Origin of the sequence: Paenibacillus sp. HGF5 (genome assembly GCF_000204455.1) — a bacterium.
GTDB lineage: Bacteria > Bacillota > Bacilli > Paenibacillales > Paenibacillaceae > Paenibacillus_AQ > Paenibacillus_AQ lautus_A.
On the sequence record NZ_AEXS01000069.1, the window covers coordinates 1 to 20,717 of the forward strand.

Genomic DNA, 20,717 nt, shown 5'->3' on the forward strand with positions numbered 1-20,717 from the left:
CCATCCTGAACATACTCGGATACATCGAGCACTTTCCCTCTGCCGTCCTGCAGCAGTACATTCTTCAAATGAATGTCCCGCGGGTTCAAGCCCTTGCTACGCACGAAGGAGCGTGCGGCTTCGACATCCTCTATGACCTGCCTAGGAACGGGCACACCATAGAGCAAGCAATCGTACAAGGTTAATCCGGATTCATGGCTGATCGCCACATAACGCTCGCCTGTCCCATAAAATACGGGAAAATAAGGACTGCCCATCAACTCTTGATAGACCTTGATCTCCGCTTCCTTCTTGGGCAGCGCCTCCACAGCATACAATTTATAAGCATATGCCGGCAAAGGTTCATAGACGAACACCGCAGCATCCGTGCCGATTCCGACACAGCGCAGATCATCCGATTCGCCTTCAATCGTTACCGGGTCGTTGGTGCCGTTCTTGATCACTTCCATACAAGCCAGCGCGGTTTCTGCCTGCTTCCATTGTTCGTTATTCATGGGCCACCTCATTTGGTGATTATGGACTTAAATCAGTATGATCGTACCATAATCGAGCCCTAAAAACATCTTTGCCGCCTTGCCGTACCATACGCACAAAAGATTGCAAAAAAAACCGCGAAAGCGATTCGCGGTTTCTTGCCTGCTAACCTGAATATCGTTACTCAGGCTTCACGAAATATCCAATGCCAGCGGCATAATCCAGCATCTTTTCAAAAAACGGCTTGTCCGGCAAAGCGCACTTCACACCCGTGAAGCGGAGGAATTCCGAAGTTTGCGGACAAGTGTACCGGTAAACGGAATTCTTCGCCCCGTCGCCTTCAAACTGTGCCATGGCCAGCTCCAGGCCTTCCTTGTTCTTCGGCTGCTGCGGATCCAATAACCATGCCTCGTATTCCTTCCAGTCCATCAAGGAAATGTCATATCCATAATCTTTAAAGTGCTCCACCATATCCTCGTAAGGAATGGCAACCGGATTGCAGATATGGAATACTCGGCCGACGGTCTCTTGCTGAAGCAGCAGCGCAGCAATCGCTTCCCCCGCATAGTTAATCGGCGTAATATCCACTTGCCACTTCACGCTTGGCGCTTTCTTCAACAGCACCATCGCTTTCAGCATGCGATAAAACGCGTTGTTGTCTATGTTCTTCTGAAATCTTCCGTTCTCGGAGTGACAGGACAAATTGCCGACCCGGTATACCGCTGCCGGAATGCCTCGTTCTTTACCGGCTTTGATGACCAGCTTCTCGGCCTCCAGCTTGCTGTTCGTATAGACATTCTCGATGGAAGACTCCTCGTAGCCCGCTCCGGCAACGATCGCCTCCCATTGGCCGCCCAGCGCCAGGTCCTCCGGAATGCCAAGCGTAGATATAAAATGGAAGCGGGTATTAGGTTTCTTTTGGGCCAAAGCTAGTAATCTGTCCGTGCTCTCAACATTAACTCGGGCAAAATAGCCGGCATCCCCGAAATGCTTCACCTCGGCTCCGCAATGGATGATGGAATCGATGCGCTCTTCAATCAGGGCAAGGTCTTCGGACCCAAGCCCCAGAGACTCCTGCTCCAAGTCGCCCTGAATCGCGATCACCCGCTTGTCCATTCGAGACTTGATGTCTTCGCCAAAATATCCCGTCATGACCTGCTCCAGGCGGACATACGGCTCCATCAGCTTTGACGGCCGAACCAGGCAATATACGGTTGCGGTGGATTGATACAGCAGTTCGTGCAGCAAATGAGATCCCAAATACCCCGTTGCGCCGGTTAGCAAAATATGCTGCTGGGTATACACCGCTTGTTCCGAAGCATGATTGATAGGGAAAGAAATCGGATACTCCGCCAAATCCTGAATCGGTAGATCCCGTTCAACCAATGGATCGACGAGGATATCATGGCTGCCTAATTCCGCAACTCTCTCCGCTAGTTTCGCTATGGTTGGAAATACAAAGAAATCATTGATCTTCAACTGCGGATATCGAGGCTTAAGGAGGACCAGAATCTCCAGGATTTTCAGCGAATAGCCGCCGATATCGAAGAAATCGTCGTGAATGCCGATTTGGGTTTGTCCCAACGCTTTTTCCCAGGCTGCGGCGATATCCCGTTGGGTATCGTTAACCGGGGCTTCGTATGGGGAGTTATCCTCTTCCGCCTCCATCGACAGGTCGTATATAGCCAGCTTCTTGCGGTCTATTTTACCCGTCGGGGACAACGGCATTTCTTCCACGAAACAGATGTATTTAGGAACCATGTAACTCGGCACTTTCCGGCTTAAGAAATGTACCAATTCCTTGGCGGGGGCGGCCTGTCCGTCATGGGACGTGTAGAATGCCGCCAGCATTTTGCTTCCGTCCTCATCCGTTCTCGGAATGACCGCGATATCCTTCACGCATTCATGCTTTGCCAGATTGTCCTCGATCTCCCCGATCTCAATCCGGAAGCCTCTGATTTTCACCTGTGAATCTTTTCTTCCCCGGTATTCCACCTGCCCGTTCGGCAGCAACCGCACCAAGTCGCCCGAACGGTAGTACTGTTTGCCTGATTCGGGCGTTATCGGATCCAGAATGAAGGCTTCCTTGGTCTTCTCGGGCTGATTCAAATATCCCTTGGCTACGCCTACCGAGCAGATGAGCAATTCCCCCGTTACGCAAGTCGGACATAATTCATCATGTTCGTTTACAATATACAATTCATAGTTGGCAAAAGGCGTACCGATATACACGGTGGCCAGATCCTCCGAAATCGGATAATCCACGACATGTCCTGTTGCCACGACGGTCGTTTCGGTAGGGCCGTAAAGGTTCACGATTGGAATCGGAAGCTTCTTCCGGAACATGCGAACGGTTTCTCCCGCCAAAGCTTCCCCTCCGACCACGATCGTTTTAATGTTACGGTATTTGTGTGTGTCCTCCATTGGCAAATACGCTGCCAATTGATTGAAGAACACCGTAGGCAATATTGCGACGCGCGTCGCGTTGGTGTCTGCCACCGCTTCCGTAAAGGCGTCTATGGAGAAGCGCTGCTCATCCGATAGGAGATGGAGTCGAGAGCCGCAAGCCAGTGAGCCGAAAATATCGTAAACGGAAGCATCAAAGCTGAAGGTGGAATATTGAAGAATAATATCCTGTTCACTCATCTGCAAATTCTTCCGATTGGCCAGTGCCAGATTCACGACGCCTTGATGGGCGATCAATGCGCCCTTCGGTTTGCCTGTAGAACCGGACGTATAAATAATGTAGGCCAGATCATCGCCTGTCACGCCCACGCCGCAAGCTTCTGCCGGATAGGAATAGACATGGTCATCGAGACAGAAATATTCCGGCTTGGTTTGAACTTGGTCCAATAGTCCATTCAGTTTCGCCGTGAAATCCGGATGCGTCAGAATGATGTTTGATGCCGTGTCCTCGATAATATAAGCATTTCGTTCCTCCGGATGGGAAGGATCCAGGGGGATATAGGCTCCCCCTGCTTTGAGGACGCCGAGCATGCTGATAATCGTATCGAGGCTTCTCTTCATAAATATCGAGACGAACTGGCCTTTGCGCAGCCCCTTGTCTATGAGCATATGGGAAATTTGGTTCGACTGCCTGTCAAGCTGTTCGTACGTGATCTGCTCCTGGCCGGAAGATAATGCAATTCGCTTCGGATATTTCTCCACAACCGCAGCGAACATCGCCACAAGCGTCGGATCTTCCGGAAGCTCCATCTTCGTGTCGTTAAGGATTGCATAGGCATTCCGGTCCTCTTCCGTCAGCATAGGCAGACGGCTAACCGGCATCTCCTGATGCTCAAGAGCGGCTGCCGCAAGCAGCTCGAAATGCCTGCTGAATTTTTCAATCGTTTCTTCTTTGAACAATGGCTGGGCATAGGAAACATAAAGTGTCCATTGATCCCCTACCTCCTCCTGAACCACCCAGTTCAGCCCGCTTTCACCGTAGGCATAGCCGTTGCCGTTCCGGCCGTAAATCGTCCGCAGATGGAGCGGCTGACCGATAAAACCTTCGATGTCAGAAAGGGAAAGGCTGCTTGCTTCAATCTGTTCCATCTTGTCGGAAATTTGCTCATACAAACGTGCGAATGAATCATTTTCGCTTATGCTCACTCTTAGCGGAAGCAGATTGCCCTTCTCATTGTTCACGCCGATCAGCAAATCCGAATCGTGCGTCATGCGGTACAGAAACACCGCATAGCTTGTCAGCATCCATGGCTTGATGTTATACGCTTCGCGGAACCGCTGGATTTTACCGGTTTCGATACGAAGGGGAATCGCCATGCGATCGAAATCTTGATGCTGAAGATGCGCTGGACCATCGGTGTACAGATAGAATCCCGGTAAAGGTAGCTGCAGTTCATTCAACCAATATTCTTTGCCTTGTTCGATCATCAACGTAGTATTCAAAGGTTTCAGCTCCATCTTTTTCTATGCTTTTTCTATTCCGGCGTCTTTACACTCGCAGTCTGTTTACGAGGGTCTCCAGTTCGGCGGACACCTGATTGATCTGCTCGGCAGATTCGAAGATTTTGGCGAAGGAAGCCTGCTGCTCCTGGGCACTGATCCGGATCTCGCCCGACACGGTAGAGTTCTTCTCTGCGAGCTCAGCCAGTTGTTTAATCGCAGCGGTGATCTGTTCGGTCTCGGCCACCATCTGCTGGGTTGCTGCAGACACCTCTTGAATTTGGCTGGTTACCGTATCCGTGGCCACCAGCATGCCTTTGAACAGCTCACCGGTTTCTTTGACAACCTCCATCCCCTTGACGACGTTGTGTTCGCCTTCGCTGATGGCTTCTACCGCGGATGCCGTCTCATCCTGGATGTAACGAACCAATTCAATGATTTGGTCTGCCGATTTTCTCGATTCCTCCGAGAGCTTCTTCACTTCGCTGGCAACGACGGCAAAACCTCGGCCCTCTTCGCCCGCTCTGGCCGCCTCGATTCCTGCATTGAGCGATAACAAATTCGTCTGAGAAGCGATTTCGGTAATAACCTGTACGATCTGTCCGATCTCATGGGAGCGGTTCTGCAGCTTTTCGATGATATGCACCGAATTTTTGACCGAATGATCAATCGAATTCATCTGCTCGATCACCTGTTCCACATTGTGGTTCCCCCGTTCCGACTGCGCCTTCATCTGGATGGATATTTCGGATAAATCCGATGTATTGCCGGCAATCGTCGATACGCCGGATGAGATTTCCTCAAGCGAAACCACGCTTTCCGTAATGGAAGTGCTCTGCACAGCGACCCGTTCGGACATTTCCTCCATGTTCTTGGTAATCGCCGAAGAATTGTTATTGTTGACTTCCACGGCCGAGAAGAGGAACTTGGACTGCTCAGCAGATTGCTCCGATACCGATTTGATTGTGGTAACAAGCTCATTGATATGATTCACCGTCGTATTGAACTTGGCATTGACCTGCCCGAGTTCATCATCGCCTGCTTTTAACTGGACCGTGAAATCGCCTTTGCTCAGCTTGTCCAGCGCTCCCATTAAAGCCTGAATCGGGGCGAATGTGCGTCTAATCGTGAAGTACTGCAGGGCCAATACGATCAGCAGGGTGATCAGCAGCGCAAAAAGCGTGTTGGTGAGCAATTCCTGCTTCCCGGAGGCGATCAAGCTGGCATCCACGTCGATGCCCATGTAAGCGAAAATTTCTCCGTTCGAATTCTGGAAGGGATGCAGCACGGTGATCCACGTCCCGTAATTGTCTGTATACGCTTTGGTATAGACGATTTTTTTCGTTTTCATCATTTCACGGACCGCGTCGGCATGAATCTTCGGCTGTTCGTATAAGTCGCCCAGATTCAAATTCTCTTCGGCAAACATGTCGAGCACCGCCGTAGGCATAGCGATAATCGAGGTCTTGTTGCCGTCCTCCAGCTCAGGTCCAAAAATATATCCTTGCGCGATGTTAGGATACGTAACGGACAGCTCATCAAACGTGCCGGTTAGCTTCTTCTGGATGTCCGAATTCCGGTCGGTGGAACCTTTAACCGCTTCAGCATCTTGAACGGATACGGACTTGACCAAAGTATCCATGATTTTCCCCGAATCGGATTGCAGCTGCTTGGTCAGCACATTGTCCTGGATATAAAAGCTTGCACCAATGACGATGGCGCCCGTGATCATGATATAGAGACTCGTCCATATCATGTTTCTTGTAACAATGCTAAGGTTTTTGAAACGCATTCCTTTAGAGAACGTTTTTGGCTTACTCACTCGGTGTCTCTCCTTTTGATAACTCATATGTATTTTCAAATATAACAGGGATCCCTTTTAACTCACTTTTCGCATCACCTGCTTTCCTGGATACAATGAAAATTTCAGGGATTTTTCGTAATACTTGACCGTTTTCAAAATTGTTCAGATGTAAAGAAGCGCATTTCTTCCTCCGTTATGATTTTGGTAAAGGGTTATTTCTCGAAAACCTCTTGTTATGCGAAACGGGGGAACAACGATGCATTGGCTCTACATGGTTCCATAACCTTACATCTTTTGTACTATTAATAGATCGGCTATTTCATGTCGATTTTTAATACTTTAGTAATATCCGAATGCAAATAAGTCCCGGTTTTCGACAATTATTCGAACTTTCATCCGAAGGGATCTCATGAAGCAGCATGACAAAATAAACGCAAAAAGGCGATATTCCGATAAGTCAGAAGACTTTGGAATATCGCCTAATGCTTTCATTGCATGAATAAGAGACCTAGTTAACGAAATTCATGATTTGGTTTAATTTTCGCTCTAACTCCCCGAACTGTACGAATCGATCTTCCCTTACAAGCTCTTTGCCCTCTACGAATAGGAGGAGCGCTGGTGCGGTGAATATCAAAAATTTCGAGGCGATTTCCCCTACCGCTTCGGCCTGGATACGGCCCAGCGAGATACGCGGGAACTGGGTTAACAGTTCTCTAAGTTTGGGTAGTATCGCATGGCATACGCTGCAATCTTCCCGGGATACATATACAAAACTGAAGGTGTGATCTTCAATAAATCGTTCGATCGCCTCGATGGATGTCAGTTCTTCCAGATCTTTCATTATGAACACCTTGCTTTCCGTCGACTTGCAGGCTGTTGTTCAGTCCAGAACGGCTGTGATGTGCTCCGTTGTTACCGCCCAATGGGAAGCCGTCCAGTACTTCGCTTGGTCCTTCACGTAGATGATTTGCGGCGATTCATGCTTCACGTTCAAATCCTCGGCGATTTTATTGGAAACTGGACGGGATTCGATGACTTTGACCAAGGTGTAATCCACATCGCCGTTTGGCGTCTTTTTCAAATAAGATTCAAACTCTGCCAAAGCGTTGGCGCTAACCGGGCATGTCGTGCTGTGCTTCAAAATGACTTGACCGCGTTCGGAGGATTTTTTCAGAATGTGGTCCCATTCTTCCAGTGTCGTGATTTCATTCCATAACATATGATTTCTCCCCTTAGATGTGATATATCGCATTGCATTCATTATACAACCATTAGCTATTATACACATAGATTCCGCTGTTTTTCATATGAAGGTTCAATTGATCCTAAGTCTATCCTGGTATTACTCCTCATCCGACACCCGAATCGTGTTACGACCGGAGCGTTTGGCTTCGTATAGCGAGCGATCCGCCTGCTTCAATACCTTCTTTAATTCAGTATCCCACCAAGCTTCTTCTGCTTCCGCATCGACTCTGCCGTTATGTGAGCTTGTCTTCACCGCGGCAACGCCGAAGCTGGCTGTAATCATCAGCGGTCCTTGCGGCGTAGTCATCGGCTGCGCGAGCAGCTTGGCACGGATCCGCTCCGCAGCTGCTGTTGCCTCCGAAGTCGAGTGACCGGGCATGGCAACGGCGAACTCTTCGCCGCCATAACGGGCGAACAGGTCCTCAGCCCGCAGTGTCTTCCGCGTTAATTCGACGATGTGCTGCAGGGCTTGGTCGCCAATATCGTGGCCGTAAACATCGTTGATCCGTTTGAAATGGTCGATATCGAACAGCAGGAAAGCGAGCGGCTCACGATTCCGAACCGCCTGATTCAGAAGGGCGTAACTGAGTTTCATAAAGTGCGAGCGGTTATAGATTCGAGTCAAACCATCGTAGTAGGCCATCTGCCGCAGCTCTTCCTGAAGACGCGCCTTATCGGTTACGTCGATCAGGACGATTAATCGTCCGGCCTCTCGCCCTCTCTGGTTGCGAACGGTAGAAGACCTGATCTGATAATGAAGCGAATGGTTACCTAATTGCCAGCGAATCTCTTCAATGTCCGCTTCTCCCTTATCCGGACCTTCCCGTTCCCCCATACCGAAAATGGGCTCTGCGGTGTGAAGCTGCCACATCTCTTGTAACGGTTCTCCAATGGCCGAAGGGCTCAGCTCCGGCATCATGGTTGCCGCAGCCGGATTGAAGTCAACCAAACGGTTGTCCAGATCCAATACGAGGACGCCCTCCCTCATGCTCGAAAAGAGATTATCCCTTGCTATCGGCGCCACATGAAACAAACCCTTGGATGTCAATGCCCAGAGATAAAGGGCCGAGGTCAACGTCATGATGACGGGGATCGGGTCCATACCATCGGGCGTGAGTCCGCCAAGATAGAGAAAATCGCCGATAAGGGGCAGGACAAGACCAACCAGCATCGTGCCCAGCTGAAAGCGGTAGGATGGCATCTTGCGCCAGCTGCGAAGCAGCAGTACGACCCCGCCTATCAAGCAGGCGAAAGTGTAGGCGCCCTGAATGATATACCAGGGTCCGGCTACGATATCCACCTTCAAAGCGGAAACGTCCGGCCGTAATAGGATATCCCGATAATATAGATGATGTAGTTCGTTGGTCATAACAAGCAGCAGGGTTACGACCGGTATGATAAACATTGATATCAGCAGACCGGGTCTCAAATATCGTTCCATGCCCAAATAAGTCAGAATGATCAATAAATTAAGGGGCGGCAAGAACGGCATCCCTAGATATTCAAACTTGATCCAGAACTGAATCTCTTGAAGCGAACGGCTGGACAATTCGAGTGCAGCACCGAATGTATAAATCGCGGCCAGCATGCTGAAGATGAAGAAGGTTTTTACCGTTGCAAGCTTCGAGCGTCCTGACAGCACGTAAAGACCCATGATAATGTTCAATACGCCTGCCGTGACGATCAGCGTAATAACAGCGGAGTAAGGCGTTCCCATTATGTAGGCTCCAAATCTGCGTGTGATGAGTCGGCCATGATAACCGATCGAATCTTATTCCGATCGTACCATAGTACCATAGTACACCTATCGGAACAATGTTCCATCTGTTGGAAGCTTGATACCCGCTGTTGCAAACGATGCGCTCTCGTGAAAGGTACCGCTGACCCGGTCCTCTTGCCCGACGCTCCTCCATGCGGGATGAATTGCAAAAAGGAACCGCAGGTTCACGGTTCCTTTTGCTATTTTGATTTTCGGGCTTTCACGATCAAGAAATGAGGATTCGTCATTAATCGATCATACCATTTTGCCATCCAGGCCTCCGCCTCCGGCTTGTCTTTAAACTCTAAGCTCGGCTGCGGCTCGACAATCTCTTCGATGCTAAAACAGGAGGAGGTCACGTTGATGATTTCTTGCATCGGTCTTCTATAGAAAGCGACCTCGACGGGTCCGGACTCCGGTTTGTTCCAAATCTCCGTCAGCAGCTCTCGTGCAAAGTAGTCTTGCCGGTCAAAATGCTTAAAATCCATAAAGGGATGATGCACGGAGAAAATCAAGCTGCCTCCTGGTTTCAGCACCCGCTGAAATTCGCGAAAGGTTGGCAGCCACTCCTCAATGTAATGAAGCGTCAATGAACTTACGATGTAATCAAAAGCTTCATTTGCAAATGGCAGGGCCTCAGTCAGATCGCATGCAACGATGGTCGCTTCACTGCCCACTCGCCTTTTGCAGGCTTCAATCATCGACGGGCTCAGATCGATCGCCGTTACCCTAGCCCCCCGTTGAATCAATTGCTCCGTATACCACCCGGCGGCACATCCGGCATCCAATACGGACATCCGCTCCATGTTCTTCGGCAGCATCCCGAGCATGGCCGGCCTCTCGTAAAAGGCATTGTGCCCGCTCTGCGAATCCACATGCCGTTCGTAGTCCCCAGCCAGCTTGTCGTATGCCTTCAAAACCATCTCCTTCATGGTTCCATAACCTCCATATGTACCTGCTGTATTCCTGCTCCTCTACCATAGCTGCCTTAAATAATTGCTGACTCGCTTGATTGACGATCAGCTTGAGTACAGGGAACAATACGTACGCTCGAAATTGTTGGCCAGCAGATCTTCCTTTCGAATGAAAAATTGCAGTTCCCCCGCATCCCACCAGCAAAAACCGACATCGTCGTCCGAATCGACAGCCAGCAGCAGCACCGTATCCTGAATTTCCTGCTGCGCGCGTTCCGCGCTGCCGCCGCAATGCTTGGTGATCTGCTGCATGGCTGCATCCATAGAGTAATTGTACTCCGAACCGGTTAACAGCATGAGCGCAGCCTCAAACTCGCAATCGCCGTGCTGGGTAGAAGGGTAGCCAAAGATGGTCCCGACGTCGCCGGAATCGAGGCCCGTCAATTGGAAGCACAGCTCCTCGTATGATTCATAATCATGCTCGTCATCCTCGATGAGCTCATCATCCACATAGCCGTAATTAGGCGGCTCCAGCGTGGCTCGGGCTTCCACACGGTAGCCGGTGAACACCTCATCTAACGCGGTTTCCTCGGGAGCGCGTCGGCGAACCGCTCCCGAACTCTGACCCTCGGGTAGATAGAGCACACGGTGCTCAATGTTATAGGCGGGTTCATCCACGCCAACGAAGAAATACAGCATTCCGCTTGTCGGCAGCGAGCTAGTGGCGTCCTGGACTGCCACATCCTTCAACTGCAGCTGTGCCAGAAACGTCATCGGTGTTCCCTCCGAATTGAGGGGCCACTCCACCTCTTCGGGAAGATCCGGGTCACCTCCAAAGCGCGAGTTGTTTGACTTGGCATAGTCCTCCAGCTTCTTTTTGGATAATCGTACGCCTTGCCGCGTATGCTCGATTAAATACTCTGCGGCATGTTCGAATTGATGCTCCTTGATGATATTCTGCATTTTGCTCAAATTTTGTTCGGTTAGCTTCATCGTTCGGTTCCTCATCTTTGCATAGAATTTAATCTGACATGATTACGAATTAACCCTAATCCGAAGTCACTTGTTACTCTTCCTTAAAGAGATCTTGAATGATCGACTTATCATAGCCATTGGTGATCCTGTAGGTCCATGAATATTTCTTATGTATGCCTCTATACGGAGAAATCCGGACGATATCCGGTTCCGTATAATGGATTAGATAGTGCTTGTATTCGACATCAATCCAGATCCAGTAATCCGTCCCCCCTGGATATTGGTCGATCCTTTGTAACTTCGCATCGGAGAAGCTGCTCAGGATCCGTTCAATGGTTGCCGGATCGGAAATGCTTAGTCGCTCCTCATCGTAAGAACTGCCCCTTCTCTCAATGATAATTTTATCTATCTTCTGCGTGTCATGGATCTGATTGCCCATCAACTCCTTGTAGGTCGTTCTGGATTGAACCAATGAAAAGACCGCTCCCGACAATATGATCAACGCCACGATTGAAAAAAAACACGCCATGACCTGTCACTCATCGCGATACCGCCTTGATTCCCTCTAGGTTACGGGCGATCTTACTCACTTTTATCGTATCCTCCTCCACTTATGCACGTTAATGGCACGGCACTCTCATAATATAAACCCCATCAGCCAAGGTTTAGTTGCCGGATAATTTAACATCTTTTGGTTTGATCTGTCAATCCTCCCTACAAAAGAATGCCGAATCTCTAAATGGACATGAATGTCCTCCGGAATTCATGAAACAAGCGGCAGACCGAACGCCTATCGTTCAATCTGCCGCATCGTGGAAAATCGCTATGGGTGGTCGAAGAACACTCAGCCCTTTACTTGAACTCGATTATAAATGGCTGTTGATCCGTGGGTTCGATCGCAACCGGCCCCTTCTCTTTGGAATAATTTTTGCGGCCGTTCACGAGCAGCCGGCGATGGTCCGGACTCCAATACATCTTAGAAGGTATGACCCCATGATAGATGGGCTCTGCGCTCAGCACATTCTTCCCTTGAAGCTTACCTGCATAAATCGTATCCTCCCCGTTCTGGGAATAGGCGACATATTTGCGATCCTGCGAGAACTCAAAGCTGTCCACCTTCTCCAGCAGAATGGACAGCTCGTGATTTCTGCGGTCATATACGTACAAGGTTCCCTCCGTTCCTAAAAAAACGAATTGGTCGTCGTTCAACCATGCGGCTTGGTCTGCCCCGATTTCATGCTCATACTGAACATCAATCGTATTGCCGTTGACGGCTCCCATAGCAATTCGACGACCGTGACCGTATTCATCCAGAACGATGAGCACCATCTTCCCGTCATCCGAGACAATCACTTTCAAGGGAAGGGCTTCCGTTTCAAGACCCTTCAACCGATAAACGCGTGCCGATTCCTCTTGCGTATCATAAATCCCGATACTGGACTGCCTTTTGTTTGATTCCATCACCATATAGCTTACGAACCGGCTGTTGCCGGACCAAGCCGGTTCCTCAAACCATAGCTCCTGATTGGCTTCTGTCGTAGCTTCGAGGCTTTCCACCTCCCCGCCCGGATATGCTGTCAATTGCAGAAAAACGCCCTCCTCCGTTTTGGCAATTCCTGAAACATATTTTCCATTGGGGGACAATTGATACGAGAACTTATTCATTTCAATCTCTAACAAATGGTCGGCTCGCTCGTACGGGGGGGAAAAACGCTGCAAGCTCAATTTCGCCGCATTTACTGCTTCGGTTACATAAAAAAGACCGATCACCGACTCGGATGATGACCAGCCGAGCAATTCACCTTGTTCCTTGGATTCTGGCATTCGATAAATCGTCCTCACTTGGAAAGGCCGGCTTCCCTCGTCCACGGCTTGTTCCGGTTCCGCGCCGGGGATAATGATGGTCTCTGATTGCAGTCCGCTTGAACAGCCTGTCAGTATAATTAAGGCAATAGCAATGCATAAAACAAGCCCTTTATATCGATATCTCATTGGACAGCCTCCGCCTTTACATAAGGAATTTCAACGTAGACGACAGTATGAAAATTCTCGCTGATGATACGGATGGTTCCGCCGTGATCATCGACGATGGATTTAACGATACTGAGGCCCAGACCCACACTGCCCTCTTCCTTCTGCTTCTGGCTCACCGAGTAGAACGGCTGAAAGACGTTTGCAAGCTCGTCCGCCGGTATGGGTTCTCCGGTATTATCGAAGGTATAACGAACGCTTCCGTCCGCACGCTCAGCCTTGACGGTAATTTCCGATTGGGCAGCACTGTATTTGATGGCATTATCCAGAAGATTGATAAAGAGCTGGCGCAACCGGTCTGGCTGGCCAAGCACGAAGGACCCTTCCTCTGCCTCGCAAATGATGCTCTTTTTATAGCGCTTCGCCCGGAACGACATGGAATCAACTACATCGCGCAAAATTTTACCCGAATCCACAAGCTCTACATCCTCTTCACCAGGGTTGTGCTGCGATACTTCCAGCAGCCTTAGCACCATGCCATGCAGACGTCGGCTCTCTTCAACGATGTGATTCATGCCCTTATCGAAGAACTTCCGATCGTCATCCCCTTTCTCCCGAATGATCTCGGCATAACCCAGAATGGAGGTGAGCGGCGTTTTGAGTTCATGGGTCACATTGTCAAAAAAACGTTTCTCTTGCGCATTAAGCTCCTTCAAGCGATCCCGATCACGCTCAATCGTGGATATCTGGCTACCGATCCGATCGATCATGTCATTGAAATTCAGAGCCAGTTCGCCGATTTCATCTCTTCGCCGGAATCGGATTCGAACATCCAGGTTCCCGTTCTTTACTTCAGTGGAAGCGCGGGTAAGCTTCACTAACGGTATGGTAATATTCCTGGACAGCAAGTACGAGAACAGGAACGCTGCTCCGAATATGGCAAGCGCAATGTAAAAAATAATGTCCATGATTCGGCCGCTTTGTTCGTAGAGAAGGGTAAAATCCTTAGTAAACCTCAATATGCCGACCTTGACTCCGTCGATGATAACCGGATATGAATAGAGAACGGTTCCGCTGTTTCGGCCATAGGTGATGGTATAGGCCGTCTTTCCCTCGATCGCTTGGCGAAGATCCGCATCCGAGGGTCCCGAGAATCTTTTCTCGTCCGATGAGAACAATAACTTGCCGTCGACGGTGTACGCGCTGACATGGCTAGAGGTAGCATGTTTCAAATCATTTACCATTTCCTCGGCCATCTGCCCGAAATATAGCTTATTGTTCGTAAAATGATTGATAAGGAAAGCTTGCCTTACATATACATTGCTGTTGTTTTTAAGTCCGACCAGATCGGAAGTTACGATCTTCTGATTGCTTGTCCGAATGATCTCCTTGACGGTTTGATTAAGTACGAGGAACGACAGACTGAAGATCACAAAAAAACCAACAATAAACTTGGCTCTGATGGTCCGGATCATCTCTTATTCCGCCTGCTTCTCGAACTTATACCCGATGCCGAATACGGTTGTGATCAGATCGCCGGCATCCAATTTTTTGCGGAGCCTCTGAATATGCGTATCCACCGTCCGCGTATCCCCCATGAAATCATAACCCCAGACTAAATCCAGCAGTTCCGAGCGGGTATAAATCTTCCCCCGGTGACCGTACATGGTCATGAGCAGGTCGAATTCCTTCGGCGTAAGATCAACCGGGCTTCCGTCTTTCCTGACCAGTCGCTCTTCCGTTACGATCTCGATGCCCTTAAAGCGGATCACGGCTTCCGGCGCCCCTTCCCTATCCCCCTGGTTCGCCTGATCCAGCCGCCGGAGGATCGTGCGAATTCGGGCGACCACCTCCCTCAGATCGAAGGGCTTCGTAATATAGTCATCGGCACCAAATTCAAGCCCGAGCACTTTATCCGTAATGTCGGATTTTGCCGTAATCATGAATATGGGGATGTTATAGTCCGTTGTTACTTTTTTGCATATATCGAGCCCGCTTTGGTCGGGCAGCATCCAATCCAGAAGCAGCAGATCGGGATGAAATGCCGCAAGCTCCCTAAAGCCTGCGGCACCGCTGGACGCAGTACGGGTTTCAAAACCCTCCATCGCGAGGCCATAAGCCAGCAGATCGGCGATCGGCTCCTCATCTTCGATAATGAGAATTTTCGTTTTTGTCATGAAGTCTCCATTCTTTCCGTATGAGCTAGTTAATGAATCGATTTTAGCATATACGGGCTGCTTATGATAAATCCATACTATTAGTATTCATTCAGGCTGAGATTCAGGCAAATGCAGCAGATCCGGTACGGTGACGAATGAATAGCCTTGGTCTTTCAAATCCGGTATGAACAACTCCAGGGCTTCAAGCGTGTTGGCAAGTTGATTCTTTCCGTTTGCGGTATGCTGCAGAATGATGCCTCCGGGCTTCAACTGCTTGTCGATGATCCTCATGATCTCCTGCGCGGACACCCCTGACCAATCCATCGTATCCACGGACCAGTTCACGACCGCTAAATCCATATTCTGTATAGCCTTCTCCTTGTCCGCATCCAAAGCGCCGTAAGGAGGCCTGAACAAGGATGGCCGATAACCGATAATGTCGTTCAGTTCCTCCTGCGTATCCGTTATCTGCTTCGTCGCTTCCTCCAAGGTCAACTCCTTGAAGTTGGGATGCGACCAGGAATGGTTCCCTATCGTGTGTCCCTCCTCCGCGATCCGCTGCACGGTCTCAGGATGTCTCTTTGCCCGGTCTCCTAATATGAAAAAGGTAGCTTTAATATCATGCTCCTTTAGAATATCAAGGATTTGGGGCGTAACAACGGCATCCGGGCCATCATCGAACGTTAGGGCGACCTGTTTTCCGTCTCTGGAAGATCCGTTAAAGTACACCTTCTTCTCCATGGATGGGTTCCCGGTTCCGCTTAGAGGGGATTCGGACGGTTGATCTAAATCCCCCTTTGCTTGCAGCTCAAACGAAAGTCGTTCGGTGCCCGTAAAGTAGTCTTTGAGCCCTTCCACTATGGCTTGTGCCGCAAGCTCTTGTCCGTCATCACTCAGCAGCAAACGCTCATCCTCGGCATTGGTCAGATACCCCGCTTCGATCAGCACGGCTGGCATCGTCGGCGTAGACAGTACTTTTAACTGCTCTTCCTTTACGCCGCGATCACGCAGCTCGATCGCCTTCACTACATGCTCCTGCAGGGTTTGGGCCAAAGGAATGCTGTCCTCATGCCGGTATAAGGTTTCGGTTCCCGATGTCATGGGGTCCGTATACGTGTTGCCATGGATGGAGATCATGGCGTCCGCATTCCAATCATTCGCGATTGTCCCCCGTTCTTCCAGCTCAATGAAACGGTCATCCGTGCGCGTCAAGAGAGGCTCGAACATAGGATCCTCCTCAAGGAGGGCTGCAATCCGTACAGCAAGGGACAGGTTGAACTCCTTCTCATAAGCGCCGCTGACGCCGGTAGCTCCGGGATCTTTTCCGCCATGACCTGGGTCGATGACGATACGAAATGTCCCTTGATGATCTGTCGTGGCAGGAAGTGACTGATAAGACTCCGCACGTTTGGCGGAAGATGCCGGTATCATTTCCACCGTGGATGCACCTGTGTTGACTACCAATCTGAATCCGACAATAAACATGATGGCAATGAGCAGAACATAGAATAGCATGGGAAATTTTTTGCGTTTCTTGTGATCAATCATGGCTCCTCCTTCTGGGTGATCGTGCTAGATACGATTCCATAAGAAGAATATAAAGGCCGGATGTGACAACGATTTTGCCAAGATGTCAACAACTTGTGTCCGAAACGATACTATGAAATCTATTTTCATAGGTTTTGAAGCACTGCATCACCTCAGCACAAAAAAAAGCCGCACAAAGTGCGGCTTCCCGAGATTCGTACCCTATTAAATTCATTAAGCCGCTGCGACGAGTAATCACCTGAAACGTCCAAAGACATATCGACCTCAACCGAAAGCAGCAGAAGGGTTAATATTATGGCTGCTACACGTTCAGCGAGTAGGACGAACGGGCGATCTCCGTGGCTTGAACCATGTTACGCAGGGAGGCAACCGTTTCTTCCATCCCGCGCGTCTTGAGACCGCAGTCCGGATTGATCCAGAACAGCTTCGGATCCAATACGCGCAGCGCCCGTTCGATCATGCTGGTCATCTCTTCCACGCGAGGCACCCGCGGACTGTGGATATCGTATACCCCGAGCCCAATCCCAAGCTTATACGTATTCACCTCGAAGCTATGGATCAGCTCGCCATGGCTGCGGGAGGTTTCGATCGAGATGACGTCGGCATCCATCGCCTCGATCGAATCGATCATGTCATGGAACTCGCAATAACACATATGCGTGTGAATTTGCGTGGTCGGCTGGACCGTGCAGGTCGTCATGCGGAAGGCTTTGACAGCCCATGCAAGATACTCCGCTTGGTCTTCTTCCTTCAGCGGCAGCCCTTCGCGAACTGCGGGCTCGTCAACCTGAATCATCCCGATGCCGGCTTGCTCGAGCGCTTCGACTTCCTGTCTGAGGGCATAAGCCAATTGGTACGCAATCTGTTCCCTCGAGATGTCCTCGCGTACAAACGACCAGTTCATGATCGTGATCGGCCCGGTCAGCATGCCTTTCACGGGACGGCTGGTCTTCGACTGTGCATATTTCGTTTCTTCTACCGTCATCGGCTGCTCGAATGCCACATCGCCGAAAATAACAGGAGGCTTCACGCAGCGGGATCCGTAAGATTGCACCCATCCAAACTGGGTGAAGGCAAATCCTCCAAGCTTCTCACCGAAAAACTCCACCATATCCGTTCTTTCAAACTCGCCGTGCACAAGCACATCCAGGCCGATCTCTTCCTGAAGCTTGATCCAAATATCGATCTGCTCCTGAATGAATTGCTCGTACTGCTCGTTATTCCACTCCCCCTTGCGCCACGCCTGGCGAGCCTTGCGCACCTCGGCTGACTGCGGGAAGCTGCCGATGGTCGTCGTCGGGAATATGGGCAGCTGCCACTTGTTCTGTTGGGCAACATGACGATCCGCGAATGGAAGACTGCGAGCCGGATTCTGAGCGCTAACCTCGGCTACAGCTCGCTGAACGTCGATTCGATTACGCTCTTCCGACTGCTTAAGCGCCTGAAGCGCAAGATCGTTATGTTCCAATTCCTTCTCGATACGGGCAGCTCCCGTGGAGATGGCTTTTGTCAGCAGATCCAATTCAATCAGCTTCTCGTCTGCAAAAGCGAGAGCGCCCTTTAGTTCAGGCTGCAATTTGGTTTCCTTGCTTACCGTCACCGGTACATGGAGCAAGCTGCACGAAGATTGCACGATCAAGCGCTCGCCGGCCACGTATTTCGTCAGCTCCTCCAATTGCGACAGCTTTTCGCGAAGCGACGCCTTCCAGATTCCGCGTCCGTCGATGATTCCAGCCCCCAAAACTTTGTTCGCCGGAAATCCGGATTGTTGGATGGCTTGCAGATTGCCTTTGTATCCGTGGACCAGGTCAAGACCGATGCCGCTAACCGGCAGCTGGATGATGTCCTGGTAGTTTTCCACCGATTCGAAGTAGGTTTGCAGCATGATGTTGAGGCCGGGTGCCGAAGCCGCAAACGTTTCATAGATGGTGGCTAATCGCTTCAGATCGGCTTCGCTTAATTTCGTAACCAGGATCGGCTCGTCGATCTGTACCCATTGAACGCCTTCGTGTGCAAGCTCCTGAAGGATCTGAACGTACAGCGGCAGCAATTTATCAAGCCAGGCATCCGTTTCCGAGGCTTGGTAGCCTTTGGACAGCTTCAGGAAGGTGAGCGGACCGACAATGACCGGCTTGCCTTCAATGCCGAGCTTTTCTTTGGCCTCCCGATAGGCTGCAAGCGGCCTATTCTCGGTAAGAACAGGAACAGCTCCGTCCAATTCCGGCACGATGTAGTGATAATTGGTGTTAAACCACTTGGTCATTTCACTTGCTGTAGCATCCTTCGTGCCGCGTGCAATCCCATAGTATACAGACAATGGAACAATGCCGCCCTCATATGGGAACCGCTTGGGTACGATGCCGAACATGGTGGCCGTGTCCAGGATATGATCGTAATAACTAAAATCATTGACGGCGATCAGATCAATTCCGCTCTCTTGCTGCTTGCGCAAATGATTCAACCGAATCTCCCGCAGCTGCTTGTGAAACTCCGATTCTTCGAGCTTGCCCGCCCAGAACGCTTCTAAAGCTTTCTTCCATTCCCGATCAGCGCCAATACGCGGATATCCCAGTACACTGCTTTTTGCCATCTATGTAACACTCCTATACAAATTGTTACAAGAAAGATATCACGTATCGCCCGGTATAGTGTAACTCAAATAAGCTATATCTAGTTATAGCCTGCGGCTATAGCGAGGCAGCTGAGATGATGAATGAAGACTCTCCTTCCTTCTTGCCGATCAAGCGCTTGTCATATGAATGATCTGAAAAGAAGCAACGCAAAAAACCGCGTTATTACGCGGTTTCTCATCACGGTCTTCATGCGATTCTATTATTTGAAATGAGATGATTGTGATGTCTATGCCGAATCTCGGATCCAAGCATCCAGCAAACGGAACGTTTCCTTCGCCGAATCGATGATTTCATCGGAATCATTCAAGCCGTTCGACAGCAGCGCTTCCCGGAATTCGGTCCATCTTGGCTTGGTCTCTTGACCGTATGCATGGAAATAACGAATGCCCGACTCGGGACTTACGGGCAAGAACTTCATCAATTGTTTCGTGATGACTTGGCCACCGAGTGTGGACCCCTCCATCACATAGAGATACCCCCATATTTGCGCAGGCGTGCTCAGCTCGGGCAGCCGGCTGCACAGCGGAAGCTGATTTATTTCATCCTGAGTCATATCCAGATGCATCAGATCTTCTTCCAAATGTTCCGACTTCATCCGCATCGACATATCCAATCCCATATCGTTGACGGCATCCTCTGCCATAAACTTCGTTTCGGCCGGTTTAATGAATCCGTAAAACTTCGCTAAATATGATCGATATTGATCGATCGTCAGGGTCTGGTCGAATGCAGCCTTCGCGTATGGATTCTGTTCGATTTGTTCATGCTGCGGTGCCGTCTCTTCTCTTAACCGTTCTAAAATCCGTGTGCTCAATGGATAACCCCCTATCATGTTTCGAGCTGTGTTGCTGGATCAAAGCACATCTTCAGCAAACCATAATCCGAGGTGTCTGACGGTCGATGAACCCTGCGATAAATATATCATAACGAGATTCATATGAATACATAGCAGGCTCCTCGGTTTCGGTAGCCGGGAACGAAAAGAACGAGAGGCGGTCATTATAGGTTGTCTATGCTGTTCAGCACCAAAATCAGTCCCGCAATACACAAAACCCACGAAAGCACCGATCCGGAGCTCTGGGCGATTTTCAGCCGCAGCTTCTCCAGCGGAGGCTGCATCATACGGCCAAATGCAAGGTGTGCACCGAGCAATAGGAGCGGAGGAAGCACCATGATCACATTATACGCAGCCAGGACGGGTACCCATTGAACCGGTGTCAGTTGGGCCGATGTCATCAGCCCGATCGCCGCAAAATAGGGCAGTGCCGTTGCCACCTCCAGCAGGGACGTGGTGAAACCCAGCCCGATCATCGCCCCGAGGCTTTGGGA

Annotated in this window: 16 protein-coding genes; all 16 read right to left on the reverse strand. The window is 50.1% G+C overall.

The annotated features are described in order from the left end of the window. The coding region (locus HMPREF9412_RS11960) for a hypothetical protein (protein ID WP_009591785.1) at positions 1–494 on the reverse strand (494 nt) is incomplete at its 3' end. Positions 495–654: 160 nt separating this feature from the next. After that, positions 655–4,383 carry a non-ribosomal peptide synthetase gene (locus tag HMPREF9412_RS11965; RefSeq protein ID WP_139083935.1) on the reverse strand — a complete coding sequence of 1,243 codons (3,729 nt, stop codon included), beginning with the start codon at positions 4,381–4,383 and terminating at the stop codon, positions 655–657. A 46-nt stretch (positions 4,384–4,429) separates the two neighbouring features. Further along, on the reverse strand, positions 4,430–6,202 hold the full coding sequence (locus HMPREF9412_RS11970; RefSeq protein WP_009591789.1) for a methyl-accepting chemotaxis protein: 1,773 nt from the start codon (positions 6,200–6,202) through the stop codon (positions 4,430–4,432). Between the two features lie 490 nt (positions 6,203–6,692). Next, complete coding sequence (locus tag HMPREF9412_RS11975) at positions 6,693–7,025, reverse strand: thioredoxin family protein (RefSeq protein ID WP_009591782.1); 333 nt, start codon at positions 7,023–7,025, stop codon at positions 6,693–6,695. Positions 7,026–7,064: 39 nt separating this feature from the next. Continuing rightward, positions 7,065–7,403 carry a bacillithiol system redox-active protein YtxJ gene (gene ytxJ / locus HMPREF9412_RS11980; protein WP_009591778.1) on the reverse strand — a complete coding sequence of 113 codons (339 nt, stop codon included), beginning with the start codon at positions 7,401–7,403 and terminating at the stop codon, positions 7,065–7,067. Between the two features lie 123 nt (positions 7,404–7,526). Beyond that, positions 7,527–9,146, reverse strand: coding sequence for a histidine kinase N-terminal 7TM domain-containing diguanylate cyclase (locus HMPREF9412_RS11985; RefSeq protein WP_009591786.1), 1,620 nt, complete (start codon positions 9,144–9,146; stop codon positions 7,527–7,529). A gap of 242 nt (positions 9,147–9,388) precedes the next feature. Then, positions 9,389–10,120: a class I SAM-dependent methyltransferase gene (locus HMPREF9412_RS11990; protein WP_009591790.1), complete on the reverse strand. Its 732-nt coding sequence runs from the start codon at positions 10,118–10,120 to the stop codon at positions 9,389–9,391. 87 nt (positions 10,121–10,207) lie between these two features. Continuing rightward, positions 10,208–11,095 (reverse strand): YwqG family protein, encoded by an 888-nt coding sequence (locus tag HMPREF9412_RS11995; protein WP_009591777.1) that lies wholly within the window; start codon positions 11,093–11,095, stop codon positions 10,208–10,210. A gap of 73 nt (positions 11,096–11,168) precedes the next feature. Then, complete coding sequence (locus HMPREF9412_RS12000; protein ID WP_009591787.1) at positions 11,169–11,606, reverse strand: hypothetical protein; 438 nt, start codon at positions 11,604–11,606, stop codon at positions 11,169–11,171. A gap of 323 nt (positions 11,607–11,929) precedes the next feature. After that, positions 11,930–13,069, reverse strand: a complete 1,140-nt coding sequence (locus tag HMPREF9412_RS12005; protein ID WP_009591781.1) for a hypothetical protein — start codon at positions 13,067–13,069, stop codon at positions 11,930–11,932. After that, the gene (locus tag HMPREF9412_RS12010; RefSeq protein WP_009591784.1) at positions 13,066–14,523 is read right to left on the reverse strand and encodes a sensor histidine kinase; all 1,458 of its coding nucleotides are present in this window, start codon (positions 14,521–14,523) and stop codon (positions 13,066–13,068) included. The genes HMPREF9412_RS12005 and HMPREF9412_RS12010 overlap by 4 nt, the downstream gene beginning before the upstream one ends. A 3-nt stretch (positions 14,524–14,526) precedes the next feature. Next, complete coding sequence (locus tag HMPREF9412_RS12015) at positions 14,527–15,225, reverse strand: response regulator transcription factor (RefSeq protein ID WP_009591780.1); 699 nt, start codon at positions 15,223–15,225, stop codon at positions 14,527–14,529. Positions 15,226–15,312: 87 nt separating this feature from the next. Continuing rightward, positions 15,313–16,755, reverse strand: coding sequence for an N-acetylmuramoyl-L-alanine amidase (locus HMPREF9412_RS12020; RefSeq protein WP_009591792.1), 1,443 nt, complete (start codon positions 16,753–16,755; stop codon positions 15,313–15,315). Positions 16,756–17,056: 301 nt separating this feature from the next. After that, complete coding sequence (gene metE / locus HMPREF9412_RS12025) at positions 17,057–19,345, reverse strand: 5-methyltetrahydropteroyltriglutamate--homocysteine S-methyltransferase (RefSeq protein ID WP_009591791.1); 2,289 nt, start codon at positions 19,343–19,345, stop codon at positions 17,057–17,059. Positions 19,346–19,614: 269 nt separating this feature from the next. Further along, positions 19,615–20,202: a biliverdin-producing heme oxygenase gene (locus HMPREF9412_RS12030; protein ID WP_009591783.1), complete on the reverse strand. Its 588-nt coding sequence runs from the start codon at positions 20,200–20,202 to the stop codon at positions 19,615–19,617. Positions 20,203–20,387: 185 nt separating this feature from the next. Next, positions 20,388–20,717, reverse strand: a 330-nt coding sequence (locus HMPREF9412_RS12035; RefSeq protein ID WP_009591788.1) for a GAP family protein, incomplete at its 5' end; no start/stop codon positions are given.

Excerpts from the sequence above, each read along its gene's own strand:
- ytxJ (WP_009591778.1), bottom strand. The coding sequence starts at position 7,403 with ATGTTATGGAATGAAATCACGACACTGGAAGAATGGGACCACATTCTG.
- HMPREF9412_RS12005 (WP_009591781.1), bottom strand. The coding sequence starts at position 13,069 with ATGAGATATCGATATAAAGGGCTTGTTTTATGCATTGCTATTGCCTTA.
- HMPREF9412_RS11975 (WP_009591782.1), bottom strand. The coding sequence starts at position 7,025 with ATGAAAGATCTGGAAGAACTGACATCCATCGAGGCGATCGAACGATTT.
- metE (WP_009591791.1), bottom strand. The coding sequence starts at position 19,345 with ATGGCAAAAAGCAGTGTACTGGGATATCCGCGTATTGGCGCTGATCGG.
- HMPREF9412_RS12020 (WP_009591792.1), bottom strand. The coding sequence starts at position 16,755 with ATGATTGATCACAAGAAACGCAAAAAATTTCCCATGCTATTCTATGTT.
- HMPREF9412_RS11995 (WP_009591777.1), bottom strand. The coding sequence starts at position 11,095 with ATGAAGCTAACCGAACAAAATTTGAGCAAAATGCAGAATATCATCAAG.
- HMPREF9412_RS11985 (WP_009591786.1), bottom strand. The coding sequence starts at position 9,146 with ATGGGAACGCCTTACTCCGCTGTTATTACGCTGATCGTCACGGCAGGC.
- HMPREF9412_RS12010 (WP_009591784.1), bottom strand. The coding sequence starts at position 14,523 with ATGATCCGGACCATCAGAGCCAAGTTTATTGTTGGTTTTTTTGTGATC.
- HMPREF9412_RS12000 (WP_009591787.1), bottom strand. The coding sequence starts at position 11,606 with ATGGCGTGTTTTTTTTCAATCGTGGCGTTGATCATATTGTCGGGAGCG.
- HMPREF9412_RS11990 (WP_009591790.1), bottom strand. The coding sequence starts at position 10,120 with ATGAAGGAGATGGTTTTGAAGGCATACGACAAGCTGGCTGGGGACTAC.
- HMPREF9412_RS12015 (WP_009591780.1), bottom strand. The coding sequence starts at position 15,225 with ATGACAAAAACGAAAATTCTCATTATCGAAGATGAGGAGCCGATCGCC.